3 protein-coding genes and 2 pseudogenes are annotated in these 4434 nt (G+C 38.0%); 1 reads left to right on the top strand and 4 read right to left on the bottom strand.

Annotated features, from left to right (window positions below; all coding sequences use genetic code 11):
- The first annotated feature begins 252 nt into the window (after positions 1-252).
- Positions 253-1866 (top strand): phosphopantetheine-binding protein, encoded by a 1614-nt coding sequence (locus F6K37_RS33045; RefSeq protein WP_287254889.1) that lies wholly within the window; start codon positions 253-255, stop codon positions 1864-1866.
- Positions 1867-1967: 101 nt separating this feature from the next.
- On the opposite strand, the pseudogene F6K37_RS33050 reads toward F6K37_RS33045, so the two are convergent.
- The 4 genes and pseudogenes from F6K37_RS33050 to F6K37_RS33065 all read right to left on the bottom strand — a co-directional run.
- Positions 1968-2054: pseudogene (locus F6K37_RS33050) on the bottom strand (IS1 family transposase); the annotation flags it as partial.
- Between the two features lie 90 nt (positions 2055-2144).
- Positions 2145-2285, bottom strand: a complete 141-nt coding sequence (locus tag F6K37_RS33055; RefSeq protein ID WP_008190455.1) for a hypothetical protein — start codon at positions 2283-2285, stop codon at positions 2145-2147.
- Between the two features lie 37 nt (positions 2286-2322).
- A complete protein-coding gene (locus F6K37_RS33060) occupies positions 2323-2724 on the bottom strand; it encodes a transposase (protein ID WP_081431835.1) in 402 nt (133 codons plus the stop codon).
- 282 nt (positions 2725-3006) lie between these two features.
- A pseudogene (locus tag F6K37_RS33065) lies at positions 3007-3983 on the bottom strand (IS4 family transposase); the annotation flags it as partial.
- Positions 3984-4434: the final 451 nt, after the last annotated feature.

Here is a 4434-nt window from a genome sequence, read left to right on the forward strand (position 1 = left end):
TTAGGGTATAGTTTAGAGTTGTGTTGGTCTGCTCAGGGAGGCCCAGAATTGATGGATGGGGTATTTGTGCGCAGTTCCTTAGCCCAAGAAGGGATAGTGTTAACACCCCTAACTCAAAAATCGGTGGCAGCAGGTAACTGGGTCAATTACGGGAATAATCCCTTGAGTTCCCAGTTGAGAAAGGAACTGATCCCGCAGTTGAGAGAGTATCTACAGTCAAGGTTGCCAGAGTATATGGTGCCATCGGGGTTGATGGTGTTGTCGCAACTGCCTCTGACACCGAATGGTAAGGTAGACCGTAAGGCTTTGCCTGTACCGGATGTGGCTAGTAGTGTGTCAACGGAGTATGTAGCTCCAGAAACAGAGACACAGAAGGTATTAGCAGAGATTTGGCAAGAAGTATTGGGAATAGAAAAGGTGGGAATATATGATAACTTCTTTGATTTGGGGGGTAATTCTCTAACCGCAGTAAAATTAGCTTCTAAGATATCCACAAATTTCAACATTAGTCTCTCAGTAAAAACTTTATTATTACAGCCAATAATTGCTGAGTTAAGTAATATTATGACAGAACTAATACAAAATAAAAATGTCTCTCAAGAGCCAATTTCTCAATCAATTAATAATGAAGTTCAGGAAACATTAAATAAGGAAGTTGTACAAACCAAAAATTCTGAGTATCTACAAATTGAATCTCGTTCTTTGTTATCTTTATTTGCTGTGGGTAAAATTCCTCCTGTCGATGCTGCAGCCTTAGGTTATTTGGGAGAATATGATCCAGAAATGTTTGATTGGAGTCGAGATTATATTATTGAAAATATCTTTGAAAATCTTCCTTTTTGGGGAATGATAAAACAGACTAATTGGGGTCGAATTGCACTAATAGTTTTGCCTAGATTTATTTCTGACTTATATAGCAATCAAGATGATGCAGTACAGGTAACTATTGAAGCATTAGAAATGGCTGGAAGAATTGGTGCTAAGTTTGTTTCTTTAACTGGTTTAATTCCTTCTGCTACTGATTATGGTTTGGCAATTACCAAGGCAATTGCTAATCGTCAGGATTTGCCAAAAATTACGACTGGACATAGAACAACTGGTGCTGCTGTTGTACTTACTATTAAGAAGATATGCGAGCAAGGTGGTCGAGATTTAAGTACAGAAAAAGTAGGATTTATTGGCTTAGGTTCTGTGGGAATGAATGTGCTGCCGTTAATGTTGAAATGCTTGCCACATCCTCAAGAAATTATTCTTTGTGACGTTTACAGTAAGTTAGAATTCCTGGAGAATATTGAACAAAATTTAGTACATAAATTTGGTTTTAAAGGTAAAATAAAGTTGGCATTATCAAAAACAACAGTTCCCCAAGAAATTTACGACTCTACTTTAATTGTTGGAGCTACAAATGTCGCAAATGTATTAGATATTATGCAGGTTAAGCCTGGTACGCTAATTGTTGATGATTCTGGTCCTCATTGTTTTTCAGTAGAGCAAGCTATTAAGCGTTTTCAGGAACGGGAAGATATTTTATTTAGTGAGGGAGGGATGTTGCGATCGCCATTTCCTATAAAAACCACAGTCCATTTACTACCCTCTGTAGAAAAAATAATGAATAATGCTCAAAAGGAAGCAGTTTTTAATTCAAATCCTTTTAATATCATGGGTTGTGCTTTTTCTGCTTTACTATCATCTCAGTTCGAGCAACTGGAGCCTACTGTAGGAATTTGCGATGGAGAACAGTCTGAATTACATTACCAAATTTTGCAAGAATTAGAATTTGAAGCAGGCGATCTACATTGTGAACATTATGTACTTCCAGCAAAATCAATAGCCAATTTTAGACAGCGTTTTGGCAAAGATTTGTAAGGATTTAGGTGATAGCAATCGCTGGTGAAGTCTGCGATCGAAGATCGCAGACTTCATAATAATAATGATTATTTTTATTCGGTAGTCCTGCATAGTAATGGTCAAGTACAAATTGTGTTATTATAGTGATGTATGAAGTTCCATATAGCTCCAATATGATTACTTAATTTTTGAGAAAACGATAATGTCAAAAGCCTTTAAGTTTCCGTTCAGATGCTAGCTACATGATTACAGGAGGTTTGGGAGGTTTAGGTTTACTGGTAAGTAGGTGGGCTTAATTAAAGGTTAAAAACTTGATAATTTTTACTATCTACATTTCCAGATATTGTCCACTGTTGAAGCTGATAACCTACTTGGTAACTTCGTTTTTTTATACCTTCTTTAACTGCTAAAGCTAAATCGTATTCATCCTCAAACATTCGACCAGAGATTTGATGAGTTTCTTGATGCAGTCGCTCATGGGGGAAACCCCCTGTTCCCTTGCTGCATCGCTTTAAGTTGACGCCACTCACCCTCTATTAGATTAAGTTCTGGACTATAAGTTGGCAAAAAAAATAAATACAATCCCATTTCTAACCATTCTTTTTGTTTAGCTCTTACCTGATGAATTTTATGACTTGAGGAATTATCCAGAACAATGACTGTATCTATTCTTATTGTTAGTCTAGTTTTTTCCGCTTCTTTGGCTTCTTTGTCCAAAAACTTTATTAAATTATCTTTTTTGATGCTACCAAGTTTTAAAGCATAATTAAAGCTTTTTTTTGGTTCATATATTCCTAATATATTTAGAGGCTGAAGGGGTGACGAAATAACCTGAAACGCTTTAAATGTAAAGTGTTCCTGAGGGGGCGACGAAATAAGTTACAACGCCGACTCTATAAGCAACCTAGCCCTTAGGCCTCGTTGATAATACTTTCGTTGTCTTGATGCAAAGCGCGAGTGGTTTGAATTTACCGTAAGACAGTTGAGCCTTGTCTTGATGCAAAGCGCGAGTGGGGGAAACCACGGCAGTCGCTCATGGGGGGGACCACGGCAGTCGCTCATGGGGGGGACCACGGCAGTCGCTCATGGGGGAAACCCCCGCGTGAAGGCGCTGCCTCCCCAAGACCGCGCTGCCTCCCCAAGACCGCGCTGCATCGCTTTAATTTGCTGACCTTGAATCGTTGAAGAAGTATAAGCTATCGCAATTAATAAAACTAGAGAAATCAGCCGTTTACCCTCAACTTTAGTATCCTCTAGATTATAGCCACCTTTCTTGAAATCTCTAAACATCTCTTCTTCTCTTGGTGCGCGTTCCCTAGGTCGGGAAACCCGACCGGGGTCGCACCGCTATATCAAATCTTTTTTTATAAGCGGAAATTGCCAACTCTATACCGTCGAAATTGGTGAGAATAAACCATCCCTCTTTTGGGGTTATTCCCTTGACTTTACGTTGCCACTTACAAGCCACATTACAACTTGAAAAACCATGGGTCTTGGTTACTTTAACTCCTTGCATAAAAAACGATACTCCCGGTGCTAAACCTAAATTATTTAATTGAATCCAAATCTCATTTTTAACTTCAATAAATTCGTTTTTTTTAAGACGTAAGCAAAAATATACATCCAATGACTGGAGATACTTTGCTAGCTTTACCGAGCAAAATTCTCTATCCCCTAATATACAAATATTATAATTTTTTAAAAGTGGCATCACTGAGGATAGGGCAGTTTTCTGTTAATTAAAATTGCTAGACCCTAATTTGGGAAGTAATTCAAAATATATGGGAAAGGATCTTTTATCCCAAACTATACTAATCATGATCAAATTTATGCGACTCCAATTTGTGCGATAAGCACGCTACATAAATTAATTGTTCAGTTGTAAAGTATGTTGATAACCAGGTTGTTACAATTGGGAACCAAATTTTTTCAATCGTTAGATTAGGCAATGATAAAAATCGTTGTATTCTTTTTCTACGACTTTCAAATTTTATGGGAATTGATAAAATATTTGCTAATTTTTCTAAATTTACGTTTTTAATTGTCTGTACGAGACTAAGCAGAATTAAAAGGAATAAGTATTCTGATTTACTAAGTTGACTTTTTAAGTGGTTTTGGTAAAATGCAGGTAACATTTTCAATTGGTAGGTCTTGTTGCAAATAATCGACCTATCTTTTTTTTACCACAAAATGGTGAACACTTTCTGGGGGTGTGACATGCAAGCTAAAATCATTACTGGGTAATAAGTTCAGCCCATCAGTTACTTAGGGCTTGCTGAAAAATTATTTGGGTAGGGATAGGCAAGAGGCAAGAGGCAATAGGCAATAGTTCCGGAGTGCTCATCCGTGCAAGACAAGCACTGACTAACATAATTGCGCTTGTGAGGGGGAGAATCAGGATTGTCCTCTGATTACAGCAATTCAACTGATGTTTCCTGATTTTCTTCCCTCCAATACCCAGCAGCTAGTTGAGTCTACCTCGATTGACCTTGCTCAAAGTATCCAGCGTCAAGCTATCTCAACTCCCCTGAGCCCCCAGGCCATTGCCACAACTTACGTTAATCAGGGTAAGGGTGGCACACCAAT

This window comes from Moorena sp. SIO4E2 (genome assembly GCF_010671945.1).
Taxonomy (GTDB): Bacteria; Cyanobacteriota; Cyanobacteriia; order Cyanobacteriales; family Coleofasciculaceae; genus Moorena; species Moorena producens.

Coding starts and splice junctions, on each gene's coding strand:
- F6K37_RS33045 (WP_287254889.1), top strand. CDS start 253: ATGGTGTTGTCGCAACTGCCTCTGACACCGAATGGTAAGGTAGACCGT.
- F6K37_RS33055 (WP_008190455.1), bottom strand. CDS start 2,285: ATGTTTGAGGATGAATACGATTTAGCTTTAGCAGTTAAAGAAGGTATA.